This is a genomic window from Lysinibacillus canaveralius, assembly GCF_047301505.1.
Taxonomy (GTDB): domain Bacteria; phylum Bacillota; class Bacilli; order Bacillales_A; family Planococcaceae; genus Lysinibacillus_B.
The window spans coordinates 4,138,863-4,157,143 of record NZ_CP154840.1; the positions used below are offsets into that span (position 1 = coordinate 4,138,863).

The 18,281-nt window shown below is 40.4% G+C and carries 16 protein-coding genes; 5 read left to right on the top strand and 11 right to left on the bottom strand.

The features are described 5' to 3' along the window. Positions 1-211: 211 nt before the first annotated feature. The 6 genes from AA0Y26_RS20880 to AA0Y26_RS20905 form a co-directional block, all read right to left on the bottom strand. Positions 212-976: an ABC transporter ATP-binding protein gene (locus tag AA0Y26_RS20880; RefSeq protein ID WP_413363927.1), complete on the bottom strand. Its 765-nt coding sequence runs from the start codon at positions 974-976 to the stop codon at positions 212-214. After that, on the bottom strand, positions 973-1,929 hold the full coding sequence (locus AA0Y26_RS20885; RefSeq protein ID WP_413363928.1) for an iron chelate uptake ABC transporter family permease subunit: 957 nt from the start codon (positions 1,927-1,929) through the stop codon (positions 973-975). The genes AA0Y26_RS20880 and AA0Y26_RS20885 overlap by 4 nt, the downstream gene beginning before the upstream one ends. Further along, the gene (locus AA0Y26_RS20890) at positions 1,916-2,872 is read right to left on the bottom strand and encodes an ABC transporter permease (RefSeq protein ID WP_413363929.1); all 957 of its coding nucleotides are present in this window, start codon (positions 2,870-2,872) and stop codon (positions 1,916-1,918) included. The genes AA0Y26_RS20885 and AA0Y26_RS20890 overlap by 14 nt, the downstream gene beginning before the upstream one ends. 499 nt (positions 2,873-3,371) lie before the next feature. After that, positions 3,372-4,478 carry an o-succinylbenzoate synthase gene (gene menC, locus AA0Y26_RS20895; RefSeq protein ID WP_413363930.1) on the bottom strand — a complete coding sequence of 369 codons (1,107 nt, stop codon included), beginning with the start codon at positions 4,476-4,478 and terminating at the stop codon, positions 3,372-3,374. A 9-nt stretch (positions 4,479-4,487) separates the two neighbouring features. Then, positions 4,488-5,309, bottom strand: coding sequence for a GNAT family N-acetyltransferase (locus AA0Y26_RS20900; RefSeq protein WP_413363931.1), 822 nt, complete (start codon positions 5,307-5,309; stop codon positions 4,488-4,490). Positions 5,310-5,603: 294 nt separating this feature from the next. Continuing rightward, positions 5,604-7,085, bottom strand: a complete 1,482-nt coding sequence (locus AA0Y26_RS20905) for a peptide MFS transporter (protein WP_413363932.1) — start codon at positions 7,083-7,085, stop codon at positions 5,604-5,606. Positions 7,086-7,466: 381 nt separating this feature from the next. Between AA0Y26_RS20905 and AA0Y26_RS20910 the strand changes: the two genes are divergently transcribed. Continuing rightward, positions 7,467-8,012, top strand: a complete 546-nt coding sequence (locus AA0Y26_RS20910) for a glutathione peroxidase (RefSeq protein WP_413363933.1) — start codon at positions 7,467-7,469, stop codon at positions 8,010-8,012. A 165-nt stretch (positions 8,013-8,177) separates the two neighbouring features. Here the strand turns inward: AA0Y26_RS20910 and hflX are convergent, their stop codons facing one another. Beyond that, positions 8,178-9,446 carry a GTPase HflX gene (gene hflX / locus AA0Y26_RS20915; protein ID WP_413368338.1) on the bottom strand — a complete coding sequence of 423 codons (1,269 nt, stop codon included), beginning with the start codon at positions 9,444-9,446 and terminating at the stop codon, positions 8,178-8,180. A 96-nt stretch (positions 9,447-9,542) separates the two neighbouring features. Further along, entirely contained in the window at positions 9,543-11,027 is a 1,485-nt protein-coding gene (putP, locus tag AA0Y26_RS20920; protein WP_413363934.1) for a sodium/proline symporter PutP, read from the bottom strand. Positions 11,028-11,197: 170 nt separating this feature from the next. Between putP and AA0Y26_RS20925 the strand changes: the two genes are divergently transcribed. From AA0Y26_RS20925 to AA0Y26_RS20940, 4 genes are all read left to right on the top strand, one after another. Next, positions 11,198-12,358 (top strand): class I SAM-dependent methyltransferase, encoded by a 1,161-nt coding sequence (locus AA0Y26_RS20925; RefSeq protein WP_413363935.1) that lies wholly within the window; start codon positions 11,198-11,200, stop codon positions 12,356-12,358. Between the two features lie 521 nt (positions 12,359-12,879). After that, a complete protein-coding gene (locus AA0Y26_RS20930; RefSeq protein WP_413363936.1) occupies positions 12,880-13,500 on the top strand; it encodes a DUF47 domain-containing protein in 621 nt (206 codons plus the stop codon). Between the two features lie 18 nt (positions 13,501-13,518). Beyond that, complete coding sequence (locus tag AA0Y26_RS20935) at positions 13,519-14,535, top strand: inorganic phosphate transporter (protein WP_413363937.1); 1,017 nt, start codon at positions 13,519-13,521, stop codon at positions 14,533-14,535. A gap of 99 nt (positions 14,536-14,634) precedes the next feature. Continuing rightward, the gene (locus tag AA0Y26_RS20940) at positions 14,635-16,749 is read left to right on the top strand and encodes an MMPL family transporter (RefSeq protein WP_413363938.1); all 2,115 of its coding nucleotides are present in this window, start codon (positions 14,635-14,637) and stop codon (positions 16,747-16,749) included. Positions 16,750-16,839: 90 nt separating this feature from the next. Here AA0Y26_RS20940 and AA0Y26_RS20945 read toward each other — a convergent pair whose 3' ends face one another. From AA0Y26_RS20945 to AA0Y26_RS20955, 3 genes are read right to left on the bottom strand one after another with little or no spacing between them, the layout of a single operon-like run. After that, positions 16,840-17,442: an alpha/beta hydrolase gene (locus AA0Y26_RS20945; RefSeq protein ID WP_413363939.1), complete on the bottom strand. Its 603-nt coding sequence runs from the start codon at positions 17,440-17,442 to the stop codon at positions 16,840-16,842. 16 nt (positions 17,443-17,458) lie between these two features. Next, complete coding sequence (locus tag AA0Y26_RS20950; protein WP_413363940.1) at positions 17,459-17,710, bottom strand: hypothetical protein; 252 nt, start codon at positions 17,708-17,710, stop codon at positions 17,459-17,461. A gap of 14 nt (positions 17,711-17,724) precedes the next feature. After that, positions 17,725-18,186: a hypothetical protein gene (locus tag AA0Y26_RS20955; protein WP_413363941.1), complete on the bottom strand. Its 462-nt coding sequence runs from the start codon at positions 18,184-18,186 to the stop codon at positions 17,725-17,727. Positions 18,187-18,281 lie beyond the last annotated feature (95 nt).

The window sequence follows — 18,281 nt, forward strand, 5'->3', positions numbered from 1 at the left end:
CCTTTAATTGAAAATGATTATCATTTCCATTCAACTGTTATCATTCTAAACGACTCCTTGAAAACTTGTCAATGCTTTTTTGAAAAGAATTCTCATTCTCGTTTAAATTGTTTTGAATACGTGCATAAGGGGTAAACTTATGCACGTCTATTGAACTAATTAGGTCTTTGTAAAATCGTGCCTTCATCCTTCAGGCTTCTACAAAGTGAATTTAATGCGAATTAAAGTATACACAAATACGGCAGCCATCCTGTTCTTGCACAGGGATATGCATATCATATACTTCACGTAATGCTTCGGAATTAATAATCTCATGTGTCGGGCCATCCTTTACTAGGCGGCCATCCTTTAATGCTACAATCCGATCAGAGTATACAGAAGCAAAGTTAATATCATGTAGTACAATGACAACTGTCTTTCCTAGCTCATCTACTAGTTTGCGTAAAATTTTCATGATTTGCACAGAGTGCTTCATATCTAAGTTGTTTAACGGCTCATCCAATAAGATATACTCTGTATCCTGTGCGATTACCATCGAAATAAATGCACGCTGCTTTTGCCCGCCCGATAGCTCATCCAAAAACTTATCCTGCATATCTGTTAAATTCATATACTCCAAGGCTTGGTCTACAAATTTTTCATCTTCTGCATTTAACCGTCCTTTTGAATATGGATAACGGCCAAACGCAACAAGCTCTCGTACTGTTAAACGTATGTTTAAGTGGTTAGCCTGCTTTAGAATAGCCACACGCTTTGCAAAAGAATCTGACTTCATTTTCTTTACGTCAGTTTGATCTAAAAATACTTCGCCTGTATCAGCATCTAAAAGACGGCTGACCATCGATAGTAATGTTGATTTACCGGCACCGTTTGGCCCGATAAAAGAAGTGATTGCCCTCGGCTGGATTTGTAATGTTACATTTTCAACGACAGGTTTTTTCCCAAAGCTTTTAGAAAGCCCTTTAATTTCAATCATCCTGCTTTCCTACTTTCCTTTAGTAATAAGTAAATAAAGTAAATCCCACCGACAAAGTTAATAACAACACTAATCGTTGTATTCAAATGGAATACATGCTGTACTAAAAATTGACCGCCGACTAGCGCAATAATACTAATTAAGCTTGCTCCGACAATTAATACTGAATGTTTATAGGTTGCTAAATATTGATATGCTAAGTTCGCTACAATTAAGCCTAAAAATGTAACAGGGCCGACTAGCGCTGTCGAAGTAGCAATTAAAATAGAAGATAAAATTAAAACCTGCAGTACGATTTTGTCATAGTTAACACCCAGGTTGATCGCATTGTCACGCCCTAAAGAAACAACATCTAAGTCGCGCAACAATCGATAGCCATAAATAAAGGCGGCACCTAAAATGACAATAGCAACAAGCAGCAATTCCGTCTTCACGTTCATAAAGCTCGCAAATAAACGTGCTTGTAAACTTTCATATTCAACAGGATCAATAATAACCTGCATGAATGTTACAAGGCTTCCCAGCAATGTTCCAATAATCATCCCTGCTAATAATAGAAGGAAAATTGGATATTTGTCTGCTCGGAACAAGAAGCGGTATAAAATGAAGGCGAAAATAACCATCGCAATGATTGATACACCAAAGTTCAAATAACGGCTTACAACAAAAATAGAAGCTGAACCCAGTGTGAAGTAAATAACTGTTTGAACCACTTCATACATGGAGTCAACACCCATAACAGAAGGTGTTAATAAACGGTTATGTGTGACTGTCTGGAAAATAATTGTTGCATACGCAATGGCCGTACCTGTAATCACCATTGCAGCTAAGCGCTCTAAACGCTTTGGAAAGGCGTAACTAAAACCACCTTGAATATTATAAAAAGCAAATAACGCCATAAAGATTAACGCAATAACAGCCAAAATTATTAGCTTCGTGCTATTTTTTCGCATATGCTTTCCCCCTAAATAACATAATTAAGAAGATCGCACTGCCAATTACTGCGACTGTTGTATTTACCGGAATCTCATATGGATGCACAATTAACCGGCTAATAATATCACAAGCTAATAAGAACGCTGCCCCCATGAAGATTGTGTGCGGAATCGTTTTACGTAAATTATCACCTAAGTATAAGGAAACAAGGTTCGGTACGATTAACCCTAAAAACGGGATGATACCTACCGTTAACACAACCGTTGTTGAGATAACCGCTACGATTACAAGACCAATATTTAACACTGTACGATAACTTAAACCTAAATTTTTCGCAAAATCCTCACCCATTCCTGCTACAGTGAATTTATTTGCGTAAATATAAGCGATAATAATCGCCGGCACAGCTACATACAGCAGCTCATAGCGCCCTGATACAATTAATGTAAAGCTTCCTAAAAAGAAGGAATCAACATTTTGTAAAACATCTGCCTCATAACCTAAAAATGTTGAAATAGCTCCAATGATATTCCCATACATAATACCGATTAGAGGTACGAAAATAACATCCTTAAACTTGATACGCTCAAGTAATTGCATAAAAATAAATGTACCAATTAATGCGAATGTAAAACTAAACAAGATTTGTCCCATATAAGACATACTTGAAAAGAAAATCATTGAAACAATGACTCCTAGTTTTGCTGCATCAAGTGTACCAGCCGTTGTCGGCGATACAAACTTGTTTCGGCTTAAGCTTTGCATAATTAAGCCTGCAATACCCATTCCTGCCCCAGCCAAAATAATCGCCATTAAACGCGGCAATCGACTCATGAAGAAAATCTGTGTCTTTTCTGATTCCCAATCGAGCAGATCACTCGGTTTAATATCAATGGCACCTATAAATAGCGAAATAAAGGATAGGATAACAGTTGCTACTACTAATATCCATAATCTCATTTGTAATCCCCATAAAAAATATTTTCTCAATAAAATTAGTGATAACGATTATCACTATTGAGTCGTCTTTCATTATAAACAACGAAAATAGTAAAATCAACATCTAGTCGATAATCATTATCAATTATATCTTGACAAATCAATAATAATGTAATTTTGAGTTATTTATGTACATTTAATAGTTAATAAACTCCTCTAATTTTGAGATTTTTATATTTTGGCTTCAACGCTTTATAATTATTACAAATAAATAAATACTCATTATCAAGTGACATTTGTGTAACATATAAAAACCTTCACCTTCCCGTCTTTATATCTTGTTTTCTGCAATAACATCTGTATTCTCCTATCCTTCCTATGAACGCTCAATGCGTTATGAATACATTTACAACATACAAAAGGAGAGGGTTATCAACACGATAAACCTCTCCTTTAGATTATTAATTACATTATTCTAAACTTAAATAATGAAGTAATTTTTCTTAATTGAAAATAAGCGTTAGGTCAATACAATTTTTCGATCGGCAATCTGTTCAATAAACGACTGTTTTACCGTATAACCAATACCCGCCTTTTTAGGGGTTTGAATAAATCCATTTTCTACTGTTACTTCTGGTTCAATGATATCCTCTTCCCAATAGCGACTAGATGCTGCTGTATCCCCCGGCAGACTAAATCCGCCAAGGCTGGAAATAGCAACAGCCTGTGCCCGGCCAATACCTGCTTCGAGCATGCCGCCACACCATACTGCAATACCGTGCTCCAGACAGTAATCGTGTATGCGCTTCGCTTCTGTAATTCCTCCAACACGTGCTATTTTCAGATTAACCACCCGACAGCTTCCCAGTAGAACAGCACGTTTCATGTCTTCAACGGAGTTAATGCTTTCATCCAGACAGATCGGTGTCGTGAGTTCCTTTTGGAGCAGCGCATGTTCCACCAGATCATCATGTGCCAGCGGCTGCTCAATCATCAATAAATTAAATTCATCCAATGCTCTAAGCAATGGCAAATCCTCCATTGTATAGGCTGAGTTGGCATCTGCCATTAATGGAAGATCACCAAAGCGGGCTCGAATTGCTCGAATCAGCTCTATATCCTGCCCCGGCTTAATTTTTACCTTTACTCGCTTATAGCCTTGTCCTATATAATCTTCAATGATCTGAAACAAGCCTTCATTCGTCGGCTGCAGTCCGACGCTAATTCCAATCTCGACTTTCTTTTTTATACCTCCAATTGCCTGGGCAAGAGACATGTTATTTAATTTAGCATATAGATCCCAAATGGCTCCTTCAATTGCTGCTTTTGCCATTTTATTGCGGCGGATTGGTTTAAATAACTCATTCACTTCATCAGGATGATTCAGCTTTTTATGCAGCAGCATGGGAATTAGAAATTCCTCGAGCATATGCAGTGTGGTTTTAGCTGTTTCTTCTGTATAAGAGGGCGCATCAAATGCAACACCCTCTCCCCAGCCAACGATACCTGATTCATCTTCTGCTTTAATCACAAGCACTGTTTTATCTTGGACCGCTCCAAAGCTTGTAACAAAAGAAGTTTTCATTCGCATCTTCAATATATAAATCGTTACTTCTGTTACCTTCATTTTGACTCCTTACATAGCAAACAGCGCCCGCTTGACGAATAAATAATGGCTAACGTGTTCATTTGTCTGTGTTAAGCAAACAATCATATATCCTTGCGCAAACAATGTTTGAAATACTGTACGTGTTTTATAGCGCCAATCCTCAGCAAGCGAAGGGCTTTCAATTTTGACTTTGATAAAGTTGGACGGGATGGCAAGCGTGTAAGCATCTTTTAAATAGGAAATGTCACGATCAAACTGGTGCTCAATATCCAAAACGGGCAATCCAACAATTGTGAGAGAGGAAGGGACAATTTCTGTGGCCTCTTCTTTTAACTCATCAATTTTTGCATCCCAGCGCAGATAGTCTTCATCTGTGATATTCCACTCTACTACCAGACGATCTGTCGGAATGGCTGATGTTTCACCCATTTCCGGCCTTTGGTTTTCAGTATAGCCCGTCCCGTATGCTCGCAATTTAGTAAAGTACAAGTAGGCTGTCCTCGCCTCCAACGGCTCAAACATCCATTGGCATTTTGTATAGCCCAGGTCATCTGCAAGTTCTTTTTGCTTCAGCTTTAACAGCTCTCCAACACCTATCTCCCGGTATTCACGCTTAATACCCAGAAGGTGCGAAAATAAAATACCCTCTGTAGTCCTGTCTCCATAGCTGAAGCCGATCAGCTTATCTTCCAGATACGCGCCTACCAATAAAGTTTTATCAGCATCTTCTTTGAGCATTTGATGCATTGGCGTATACGTATCCTGCCAAATTTCCTGTTCTAATGCAAAGACCATTTCCAGTTCTTCAGTTGTCTTTAACTGCTTTACTATCACTGATTCTAACATCATTTATTGCCCCCCATGCTTTTTTATAAGGCCGTCTTAACAAATTGCTCTTTATTTCATTTGCTTACAACTCGCAACTAAAGCTAGGTACCTTGACTCTTTCTTTGCCCTTTCTTGTTATTATATAGAGCTGCCCTACGCTCCTATACTTCATTTTTCTTCCATTTATATTATATAACAACTTAAGGGAATAATCAGACTTTTATATTCTTTACTTACTATTTCCTAAAATACAAAAAACCAGGGAAACAAAATCGTTTCCCTGGCATAGCATGGCCATTAAGCCGCAAGTAAATTTTATTTAATACCGCGCATTGCACGTGAAATCATTGGGCTCATCAGTAAAAGCACAACGCCTAGGAAGATCGATAATGCACCTAGTACGCCGAAGTATGATGTTTCAGATACCATTTCGTAAATACGTACTAATTGCGCATTGATCGCTTGTGCAGCTGCAGATGCCAAGAACCAAAGAGCCATTGTCTGACCTGCAAATGCCTGCGGCGCTAATTTTGTTGTGGCAGATAAACCAACTGGTGAAAGTAATAGTTCACCAAGTACTACAAGGAAGAATGAAAGAACAACCCACAATGGATTGACTAAACCTGTTCCTGTCAGAATAATTGCGGCAACCATAATCAGGAATGAAGCACCCGCGAAGAATAGAGAGTAAGCAAACTTTCTTGGTGTTGATGGTCCGCGTTCTCCAAGCTTTGTCCACATAGCTGCAAACAAAGGTGCCAGCGCAATGATGAATAGCGGGTTCAACGATTGGAACCAAGCCGGGCTGATTTCAAAGTTACCAAGCATCAAATCTGTACGTGTATCTACAAATGTTGCCAAAATCGTTGAAGATTGCTCTTGGATTGCCCAGAACATAACCGCACAGATGAATAATGGAATATAAGCTAACAGACGGGATTTTTCGTCTGCATTTGTTTTCGGACTACGATACATATAAGCGATGAATACCGTAGGAATTAAAATACCTAGTGTCGTAATCAACAATGAGAAGTTCTCAATTGTGAAATTGCCTGTCATGTACGTGATGACACCGGCAATCGCAATAACGATAGCTGCTGCACCGAAAATAGTGAAGGTCTTTTTACGCTCACCTGGAAGCAGCGGGTTTGTAGGCTGTGATCCAGCCAATCCTAGGTTTTTCTTTGTTACCCAGAATACTACTAAACCGACGAACATACCGACAGCTGCTACAGCGAATCCTGCATGGAAGCCCCATTCTTTTTGTGTCCAACCTACAAGAAGCGGCGATAGGAATGCACCCATGTTAATCCCCATGTAGAAGATTGTAAAACCAGAATCGCGGCGTGCATCGTTATCCGCGTATAAGTCACCAACAACGGCTGATACATTCGGTTTCAGTAAACCTGTACCGATGATGATCAGTACCATTGAAGCGTATAATGCTGTTACTCCTCCAGGAAGTGACAGCGCAATATGCCCAAGCATGATCATAATACCGCCGTAGAACACAGATTTCTGTGTACCTAAAATTCGGTCGGCGATCCAACCACCAATAATACCTGACATATAAATTAACGAACCATAGATCGACATGATAATGTTCGCTTGTGTACGATCTAATCCTAAACCACCATCTTTTACAGCATAGTACATGTAGAAGATAAGAATGGCTCGCATTCCGTAATATGAGAAACGTTCCCAAAATTCAGTAAAGAATAGAGAGAACAATCCTTTTGGATGCCCAATAAAGCCTTTTTGTGGTACGGATTTGACGATCTCTTCTTTGCTAAGCATGAAAATACCTTCTTCCGTATATTAAAATAATATTTCATTTATCTGACAATTCAATTTATAGACAGTTGTCCGTGCCAGAAGGTTAATACTTCATTACATTAAAGGATTCAGAACAATTTTGCAAGTCTTTTAAAAAATGTTAGAAATGTGCCTTTATTCAGTCTTTTCTGTCATTTAGTGAGATTTTTGCTACAATCCCTTCTTATTTACCCTATTTTCGATGGAGTTAATCAGTTTAGTAATTACTTATATGCTTTGATGTCACCTCGCTCTTTCATTATTTCAAAATAACAAATAACCATCCAATCAAATCAGTAGTACAAATTACACAAATTGCTATATGATGAATATGTTTCATTACTGTTTAAGGAGGCGATAAAGATGAGTATTTACAATTACTTAGTAAAAAAACCAAACGGAGAAATCCTTTCTATGGAGACATACCGGGGAAAGACAGTACTAATCGTTAATTCAGCTAGTCAGTGCAGGTTTACTTACCAATATGAAGATTTGCAAAGGCTATACGAAAAGTATAAAGACCAAGGATTTGTCGTATTAGCTTTCCCAACAAATCAATTCGATGAACAAAACCCCGAAGATGGGGCAGCTACCGCACGTGCGTGTAAGGTTAATTTTGGGGTAGAGTTCCCTATCTTTGACCTTGTTGAAGTGAATGGTGAACGTACGGAGCCATTATTTAATTACATAAAGCACGAAGTAGACGTGCGTGAAATAGATAAAGGCAATATGCAGGAGATGATGCTAATGGATCATGTTCAGCAGAAATACCCTGATTATCTAATTGGCCGCAGCATCCGATGGAACTTTACAAAGTTTTTAGTTGATAAATCAGGGAAGGTCATCGCTCGTTTTGAACCGTCTGACTCTTTGCTTGACCTTGAGCAAGCGGTAGAAAAAACAATATAAGGAAAGCACCCCTCATAGCAATTGGCGAAGCAGCCTAGAGCTTAGAGCTGCTTCTGGCGTTGACGCTCTCGTCGTAATAGAAATGTCAGCACGAATACCTCGACATTTCTTCACCTTGAAAATTTATAATTTCTTATCTTAAAAAGGGCTGCTTTTGGCAGCCCTTTAACTTACTACATACTCTTCATACTTCTGATAATCAGCCTCTTTTAATTCAAGCTCTATAAGTGTCCCCTCTTCCTCATAGGACGTACTGAATATAGTAGCTGCTTCATTTAAATAAGAGACGATTCCTCCTTTATCATAAGGAACGAGCATTTTGCATGTAACATAATTGGAGAAGATATGCTGCTTAATGATGTGCACCAATTCGTCAAGCCCTTCTCCTCCCTTTGCCGCAACCCAAATATTATCTCCGCTAACAAGAGGGTACTTGACGCCTGCAAGATCCGACTTGTTATATACATAGACAGTTGGGATGTCCTCGACTCCTACATCCTTTAATGTCTCATTCGTTACATTGATCATAAAACCATGCTCTTCATTTGATACATCCACTACATGAAGCAGAAGGTCTGCCTCACGCGCCTCCTCCAATGTGGAGCGGAAGGCTTTTACAAGATGGTGAGGCAATTTGCTAACGAAACCAACTGTATCCGTCAACAGGAATGTTTTATTGTCCGGGAGTTCAATATTACGAACCGATGTTTCAAGTGTGGCAAATAGCATGTCCTTCTCAAACACTTGCTTGGAATCCTCCTGCCCAATCTTTGCAAGAAGCTGGTTCATAATAGTGGATTTCCCTGCGTTTGTATATCCTACGAGGGACACAACAGGCACTGCATTTTTACGTCTCTGCTTGCGCTGTGTTTCACGCTGCTCTTTCACCTGCTCTAATTCCCGGCGCAGCTTAGCTATTTGGTCTTCGATTTTCCGTCGGTCCAGCTCCAGCTTTGTTTCACCGGCACCGCGGTTTTTAAATCCTCCTCCTGTACCACCGCCTTGACGTGACAGAGAAGCATGCAGACCAACTAAACGAGGGAGCATATATTGGAGCTGCGCCAGCTCTACTTGCATCTGAGCCTCCCGTGTTTTCGCTCGGCGGCTGAAAATATCCAAAATGAGCATCGTCCGATCAATAACTTTGCATTCTAGATCCCGCTCTAGGTTACGGATCTGAGATGGCGACAATTCATCATTGAAGATAATGATGTTTGCATCCGCCTCCTCAGCAAACGCCTTTATCTCCTCAATTTTACCGGTACCCACGTAATGGGAAGGATTGACGCGCTCCAGGTTTTGCGTCACTTGTCCTGTCACTTCTACATCTAATGCTTCAGCCAAGTTTGCGAGCTCTTCCATTGAATAATCGAAGTGCTCATCATTCCGCAAATTGACACCTACGAGAACGCCTTTTTCCTGCAGTATTTCAATATCCTTTAAATTGTTCACAAAACCCCTCCTACGTGCTGATTAACCACATCGTATCATACAAAAGGGGCGCCTCAAAAGCATTTGAGGCATCCCTTTTTATTCTTCGTGTTTCAAGCGTCGAATTGTTTCATCAAACTCGGCTTCAATTTCTTTATTTGGCTTATACGTAAACGCACTTACGGTGATGGCTACCAATAAGCAGACGATAAATCCAGGTACAATTTCATACAATGCAGACGTCAAAACGTCTACCTGCCCCCAAACAAAAGCAACGAGTGCACCACTCACCATTCCCGTAAGTGCACCGATGTTTGTTAGTTTGCGCCAGTAGAGTGCTAAAAGGAGAATAGGACCGAATGCCGCACCAAAGCCAGCCCATGCAAACCCTACTAGTTCAAGCACCGAATTTCCCGGATTCCAAGCAAGGAATGCTGCTATGACAGACACAAACAATACAGCTAAACGTCCGGCAAATACATACTGTGCATCTGTTGCTGTTTTATTAAAGATCGATTTGTAAATATCCTCCACTAATGTAGAGGACGTCACAATAAGCTGTGAGCTGATGGTACTCATAATTGCCGCTAAAACAGCTGCGAGCATAATACCGGCTATAAAAGGATGAAACAAGATCTGCCCCAATATAATGAAAACCGTTTCGGCGTCCTTCAGCTCTTCTCCACCTTGTTGGAAGTAAGCAAGACCAACAAGTGCCGTTGCAACAGCACCCGCTAGACTGAAAATCATCCATCCTATCCCAATCCGGCGTGCTGACGTTGTTTCCTTAACAGATTTGATTGCCATAAAACGCACAATGATATGCGGCTGGCCGAAGTAACCTAGCCCCCAAGCAATAGAGGAAACAACCCCAGCTGCTGTAGCAGTAGAGGCAAATAAAGAGAGATGCTCTGGGTCCACTGCCTTAATAGACTCAATTGTTTCTCCAACCCCTCCTGTTAAAAAGATGCCGAATACCGGAACAGCAATCAATGCTAAAAACATTGTGAGCCCTTGCAGGAAATCTGTATAGCTTACCGCCAGGAAGCCTCCAAATAATGTGTAAGCCACTACGACACCGGAAACGATCAATAATCCAAGGTGATAGTCATAGCCAAAAGAGCTGTTAAAAAACTTCCCTCCTGCGACCATTCCACTTGATACATAAAAGGTAAAGAAGACAAGAATAATGATGCCTGACGCAATACGAATTGCCTTTGTTTTATCACGTAACCGGTTATCCAAGAAACTCGGAATAGTAATGGAGTCGCTTGCAACTTGGGTATAAATGCGTAATCTCGGCGCTACAAGCAGCCAGTTCAAGTATGCACCAACTGTCAATCCAATCGCGATCCAGGCGTCGACCAGCCCGTTTAGGTAAATAGCACCTGGCAACCCCATTAAAAGCCACCCGGACATATCAGCTGCTCCAGCACTCAACGCCGTGACAGCAGGTCCCAAGCCACGCCCGCCCAACATATAGTCATTCAAACTCTTCGTTCGAACAAATGCATACCAGCCGACGGCAAGCATTGCCACCATGTAGATCGTGATGGCCGCTAATTGAAAGGCATGATCTGACATAGACATCCTCCTTTTCATTTTTAAAAGTTTATGTATCACCACTCCGTCTTACCAAACAATTCCCATCCTTTAGCTAAAATTTCGGTTTTTCTTCCTTCCAATCCTCAAACACACCTTGGTTCATTCAGTATGATAAACTGAAATTACTTTAAATAAAGAGGTTGAGGACTATGGACTTTGAACAAATGAAAAAGCAGTTCCTAGCGCTGCTAGAGGAAAAAAACCTTGTACAAGCTACAATCAGCCAGCCGCGCCTAAAATCAAATGAGCTGAAACGGGTAAAATTAAAGCCCATCGAGTTAAAAGGTACTTACACTATCCAATTAGAATATCAGTACGAGCGAATTTTGAAGCATGAGAATGTTCCTTTAGATCAATTCGCTGACCATTTTAATCATTTACTTGAACAGTTTCGGCAAATTCATGCGCAGTTTACTGAGCATTCCGTTCACGTACAGCTTTCTAAGAAAAATAAGGTGCTTTGGAAATCGGAAAAACAGGCAACAATAAAAGAAGTGAGTTTATCTCATAATAGAAAAAAAAGCTATTTATTGGATGATACGACACCTTATCCTTTCCTGATCCGTCTTGGCGTCCAGACAGAGGACGGCAAAGTAAAAAAGCAAAAGTATGATAAATTCAAACAAATCAACCGATTTGTCGAGTTTATTGATGATTCCCTGCATTACCTGCCAAAGGACCGCACTATTCGCATCCTGGATTTCGGCTCAGGGAAATCCTACTTAACGTTTGCGCTTTACCACTATTTAAAGGTGGAAAAGGGGCTGAACATCCGCGTCACAGGACTCGACCTGAAAAAAGAGGTTATTGAAGAATGCAACGACATTGCAGCTGATCTCGGCTATGAAGACTTGGAATTTTTAGTAGGGGATATCAATGACTATAATGAGGAAACGTCTGTTGATATGGTTGTTACGCTGCATGCCTGTGATGTAGCTACAGATATGGCACTGGCACGTGCAGTAAAATGGGGAGCGAAAGTTATTTTGAGCGTTCCCTGCTGCCAGCATGAGCTAAATCGTCAGCTAAATGCCCCATCACTAGAGATAATGCTGCAGCACGGCTTAATTCGGGAACGCTTCGCCTCCTTGGCAACTGATTCTATCCGAGCAGAGCTGTTATCGCTAGTTGGATATGATACACAGCTTCTGGAATTCATTGATATGGAACATACGCCGAAAAATATACTCATTCGTGCCTATTACACTGGAAAAAAAGGTTCGAAAGAGCAGCGCGCCCGTTACGACGCGTTTACTTCCTTATTGCAGGCAAAACCATTTCTGCAAAATGAATTACATGATTATCTGTAAGAAAGAAAAAGACGCTCGCTTCAGCGTCTTTTTTCAATAAACACTATAGCGCTATATTAAATTTTAAACGTTATAAAAATAAAGGCGATAAAATAACTTCTCAGCTATCGCAAACACGTCTAATTAAAAGCTTTTATACCCAAGCTTTTATAGGTTTCATATAGGTAAAAACATGTCTTTTTTCTATAGAAAAGACCATAAAATTTACACTGTTGTAACATTCTAGTTAACATAATATAAACATTTCGCTATTTGAACTTTTTGCAAATAACTATGTAACACAGAAGTAAATAAACGAATAAATGTCATTTACGATAAAATAACAGTTTTTTCTACTAAAAAAATCATTTTTTCTCTATTCTGTATGTTCCTAGCTAAGTGGAGGATGTCATCTAATGTTACAGAATTGTAAAGTTTGAAAATAACAAGTGAATAATTCTATAGATTTTTTAAAGTTTTTGTTATGATAATTGAGGCTTAATTTTTACCACAATAACATTTATATAGACGGAGGCAATTCCATGTTCAATTCTAGAAAACAAGATCCTTTCTTCTCGTCCCTTCATAAAATTGCTGAAAATATGCAAGAAGCGGTACACTATGCTAACGACTTCCGCATTGAAACGATAGCTGATTTAAAAGAAATCAGCATTAAAATGAAGGAATACGAAACTGCCGGTGACAAATTAATCCATGATTTAATTGTCATGCTAAACAAATCCTTCATGACGCCAATCGAGCGCGAAGATATCCTGTCGTTGGCAATTCGCATGGATGACATTTTAGATGGCACAGAAGGATGTATTGCACACTACGAAATGTTTTCACTGACTGAAATTGATCAATCTATGCGCGACTTCCTAGGCTACATTACAAAATCTACTGATGAAATTGTAAAAGCAATGGACTTACTTAATAAAAAAGATTTAGTAGGCATGCGTCAACACGCTATCTTGGTAAAGGATTATGAACGCCAGTGTGACGAAGTACTTCGCTCATCTATCAAGCAGTTATTTTTAAATGAGAAGGATCCGATTCGCTTGATTAAATTCAAGGACATCTATGAACAGTTGGAAGAAATTGCTGACTACTGTCAGAATGTCGCAAATACGATTGAAACTATCATTATGCGTAACGCGTAATAGCGGGAGACTTCATAAATGGACACAATATTTTTAATTACGATTTTAGTCGTTATTTTTGCACTAGCATTTGATTTCATAAATGGTTTTCATGATACGGCAAATGCAATTGCAACGTCCGTATCGACACGAGCCTTAAAGCCGCGTGTTGCCGTACTCATGGCAGCTGCAATGAATTTCATTGGGGCGCTGACATTTGTCGGTGTAGCAAAGGCCATTGCGAGCGATATCGTCGATCCTTTTTCATTAAATGCCTTTAATGGTGATGTAACAGGTTCGATTGTCATTTTAGGGGCACTTTGTTCAGCGATTACATGGAACCTTTTAACTTGGTATTACGGTATTCCATCAAGTTCCTCCCATACGTTAATCGGTTCCCTTGCTGGTTCTGCTATCGGGGCAGCTGGATTTGGGATTTTGAACTACGCTGGCTTTTTAAAAATCTTACAAGCTTTAATTTTATCGCCTATTATTGCTCTAACAATCGGTTTTTGCGTTATGTCAATCTTTAAAGTGATTTTTAAAGACCGCAACCTTTACAAAGCAAATAAGCGCTTCCGTCTTTTTCAAATTGTTACGGCAGCTATTCAATCGTTCACTCACGGTACAAATGATGCGCAAAAAGCAATGGGGATTATTACAATGGCTTTGATCGCTGCCGGTCTTCAGGCAGGAGACGACGTACAAGGCTGGGTGCGTGTAGCCTGTGCTACAGCTATGGGATTAGGTACTTCTGTCGGTGGTTATAAAATCATTAAAACAGTCGGTGGTAAGATTATGAAGATCCGTCCTGTGAATGGAGTAGCAGCAGATTTATCTTCAGCTGCAGTCATTTTTGGGGCAACGCTCATTCATCTTCCTGTATCAACGACACATGTTATTTCTTCAGCTATTATGGGGGTCGGCTCAGCTCAGCGTGTCAAAGGCGTTCGTTGGGGTACGGCTCGTAAAATGGTCGTTACATGGGTCATTACCATTCCGATTTCTGCATTGATGGGGGCCATTTTCTATACATTACTGAACTTTATCTTCTAATACTTAAACCGGACTACTTCATTGTAGTCCGGTTTTTTTACATGGTATGCTATTCTAATAATAGATTAAATTTATAGATGAGAGAAAGGCGGTGCTGTTGTGCAAGCTGTAGCAAAATTTGTCACTACATTCGCAAAATCTATCATTGCATTTTGGGTCATCGCCCTAATTGCGATGGCCTTTTTTGCTCTCCAGCTCCCCTCTAAGTTACAAGGGGATGGTTTTTCTGTCGATGGTGACTATAACCAGGTGAACGAAGAGCTGGCAGAGACATTCGGACTCCCTTCCGGTACCATTTTCGTTTTGTTTGAACAGAAATCGGAAACCGAGATTGATCAAACGTTAGAAAAGCTCGGCCAAGTAGAGGGAATCAGTGATGTAATCTCTCCAGTCGGTGACGAGAAACTCAATAAAGGCGGGCTGGCATATGCTACACTGGAACTCGATCATACAAGCAGGGACTACTTCGTCATTGTCGATGAGTTAAGAGAAGAGCTGGCAGATGAAGACGGTGTTTCAATTACCGGAGGACCTGTCATTTCCAAGGATACAAATACGGCAAGCCAAAAAGATTTAATGAAGGCAGAAGCTATTGGACTTCCAATTGCTCTCGTCGTCCTTTTACTGGCATTCGGCACTGTCGTTTCTGCCCTTCTGCCCGTAATTATTGGGGCAGTAACCGTCGTCATTTCATTTGGGCTTCTTGCTCTAGTCGGCGATTCGATTGACCTCTCTATTTTTGTCATGAATATTATACCAATGCTAGGTTTAGCGTTAAGCATTGATTTTGCTCTCCTGTTTATCAATAGATACCGGGAAGAAAGAGAGCATACATCCGTTGTGGACGCTGTGCAGACTGCCATACGTACGGCGGGACGTTCGATTATTTTCTCCGCTCTTTGTGTAATGATCGGGCTGGGCTCAATGATTATTATCCAGGTGGAAATATTCCAGAATATTGCGCTTGGCGGCTTTATCGCTGTGCTATTTGCCGTCATAACAGGACTCACACTCCTGCCTGCGCTGCTCGTCGTACTTGGTGACCGTTTGAACAAATGGAGACTAATTCGTGTAAAGCCGGCTACCGGTCGCTGGCAAAGTTTTGCTGGGTTTGTTGTAAAACATCCTATTAAAATTATTCTGATTGCTGTGCTGCTTCTTGTTGTAGCCATGATTCCAATTAAAGATATCGAACTAACAATTCCATCCGTGGATGTACTTCCACCTTCTTATGATGCTCGTGAAACATACGATGTACTGGTTGAAGAATTCGAGCTCGGCAAGCAATCCACCGTCTTTTTATTAGCTGAACGGGAAGAAGGTTGGACAGACCGAGAAGGATTCGAGAAAATTATGGACATCCAGCAGCAGCTAGCTGATGAACCCCTTGTAGCTGGTGTAACATCTCTATTCACAGCCGCTAACATCGATTCTGTCGATATGTGGGAAATGGCTAATACCAATCCACAGACTGCAGGTCAATTGGAGGCCGTATTGGAAAGCTTCATACAAGATGAACAAATGTATCTGGTAGTAAATCTGGATACAGAAAGCGATACGAGTGAGGCTCAGGATTTTGTGCGAGAATGGAAGGACAAGGATTTAGGTGTTGACTTCCTAATCGGCGGGCAAGCAAAATTCAACCAGGAAATCTTTGATGAGATTGCAGATAAGATTGGTATTGCTGTAACTATCATCATCGTGACAACATTCGTTATTTTAATGATCGCCTTTAAGTCGATTCTGATTCCACTCAAAGCGATTGTTATGAATATTCTTGGTCTTGGTTCTACTTTCGGAATCCTCGTCTATCTGTTCCAATACGGACATTTTGGTATAACCGAATCAACTCTTGCCTTAATTATTCCGGTACTGGTCTTTTGTCTTGTGTTTGGCTTAAGTATGGACTATGAGGTCTTTTTGATTTCCCGGATTCAAGAGGAATATGATAAAGGCGCTGAAAATACGAAAGCAACGATTGACGGGCTCGTTTCTACTTCAAAAATCATTACATCTGCTGCCCTCATCATGATCGTCATTACGGGGGCATTCGCCTTCACTGATGTCACGACTGTGAAACAGCTTGGTGTCGGTATCGCAATAGCTATTGCAATCGATGCAACAATCATCCGCTTGATGCTTGTTCCAAGTCTAATGAAGCTGTTCGGTGATTGGAACTGGTGGCTGCCTTTTGTAAAACGAAAGCGGCTATAATTTACAGAAATGAAAGACATGTATGTCTTTATAGGTATTACAAAAATAGAAAAAAGTGCACTTTCGCTATGTTAACGAAAGTGCGCTTTTTTAATGAAATATCCCATCATACCAAGTTTTAGCTGCCTGAACCTCAGACATTGTCAATTGATGGCCATAGTCAAACCAACCAACTTGGACAAGTGCCCCCGCATTAGTAAGAAGCTGTTCCAATTCCTCTGATTCCTTAGGTGAACACATGAAATCATTTGTTCCCGCTCCGATCCATACATGTACACCTGAAAGGTCGGGAATAGACGCCTCTCGGTCAGGGACCATCGGATGATGAAGGATAGCCCCTGCCAGGCTTCCATGGTGGCGGAATAATAAATTTCCCGCAATATTGGCGCCATTTGAGTAACCAATTGCCACTACCTTAGCCGTATCGAATTCATATTGCGCTGCAGACTCCTTGATAAATGCCAATAGTTCATCTGTACGGAATCGAAGGTCCTCCATATCAAAAACGCCCTCAGCAATACGGCGGAAGAAACGCGGCATCCCCTGTTCTACTACTTGTCCACGGACACTTAAAATGTTCGCCTCAGGATCAATCTCTTTAGCAAGACCAATCAGGTCACGCTCCGTCCCGCCTGTACCATGCAATAATAACAATGTTATTTCCTTCGTGCCTTTTTGAAAAATATGTTCCATGTTATCACGCTCCTAATTATCTCGAATTTGAGATAATTATAGACCCATATTGTTCATTCGTCAAAGGAGCAGATTGCTCATCGATTTCTTCCGTCTCGGGCACCCCTTTATTGTTTTGATCAATGCCCCCATTATTACGTCCATACTTGGATGGATCGTATGTGTTATAGAAAATAGTGATGATGATCACAGCTAGTAGTGATGCAGCAATAATCGAACCAATGATAATTCCTGTCATCTTCTTACCGCTTACACTCTTCTTCTCCATTCCCACTCCCCCTTTTATTTAACAGGTCGGAAGCCTTCTTCACGCAAGTAGTCAACTGCGGCCTCACGTGTACCGAACGACTCCTCTAAATTTTCTTTATGGTATATATTCCAAACACGATTGTCATAAACAAGTTCCAGCTTTGTCTGCATCCGGTCGCTCCATACTTCAACAATCGGTTCATCATCGAATTCTTCTGATAGGTATTCAATAGCATCTTCGATAATTTCCCGTAATGCTTCAGCAGAATAATCACGAATATTCACGAGTCCTTTGTCCGTTGCTTCTTTCTCATATTTTAATAAGTCTCCGACAAACACAAAGCCGTTGCCATTTGGGTGCAATTTCTCCACGACAATTGTTTTTTCATACAAGCTTTCTTCAAAATGGTAGTTTACACGCTTTAGTGAAATCTCTTTCTTTTTCAGCTGTGGAAATTCTTCAATGATTGCCTGCTTTTGTTCAAATGTTAGCATAAAACGCTCCTTTAAAATTCTTTTCGCAAATAGTATAACATAGGCAAAAAACTTTAGCGCTACAGCAGTATAAGATACTTCCTGCCTGAATAAAT